The sequence below is a fragment of the Serratia sp. CY52157 genome (assembly GCF_052168495.1).
In the GTDB taxonomy this organism is placed as follows: domain Bacteria; phylum Pseudomonadota; class Gammaproteobacteria; order Enterobacterales; family Enterobacteriaceae; genus Serratia; species Serratia ureilytica.
Genome location: NZ_JBJNMO010000022.1, coordinates 1 through 509, shown reverse-complemented (window position 1 = coordinate 509; position 509 = coordinate 1). Strand labels below are relative to the sequence as shown.

The following is a 509-nucleotide window of genomic DNA, read 5'->3' as shown; positions in this document are numbered from 1 at the left end:
CGCTCTGGCTCTGGGATGTAGCTGTCCAGGGCTTCGGCCAGTTCGATGATTTTCGCTTCCCACTCAGCTTCGCCTTCCAGCGCTTTCAGCGCGGAACCGCGGATCACTGGCAGGTCGTCGCCTGGGAAGTCGTACGCGGACAGCAGTTCGCGAACTTCCATTTCTACCAGTTCCAGCAGCTCTTCATCATCAACCATGTCGCATTTGTTCATGAATACGATGATGAAAGGAACGCCAACCTGACGACCCAGCAGGATGTGCTCACGGGTCTGAGGCATTGGGCCGTCAGTCGCAGCAACTACCAGGATCGCGCCGTCCATCTGAGCAGCACCGGTGATCATGTTTTTCACGTAGTCGGCGTGCCCTGGGCAGTCAACGTGCGCGTAGTGACGAGTCGGGGTGTCATACTCAACGTGAGAGGTGTTGATGGTGATACCACGAGCTTTTTCTTCTGGCGCGTTATCGATCTGGTCGAAAGCACGTGCAGAACCGCCGTAGGTTTTAGCCAG

1 protein-coding gene is annotated in these 509 nt (G+C 56.4%); it reads right to left on the bottom strand.

The features are described from left to right. The coding region (locus ACJ8IP_RS24245; RefSeq protein ID WP_239508495.1) for a GTP-binding protein at positions 1 to 509 on the bottom strand (509 nt) is incomplete at both ends.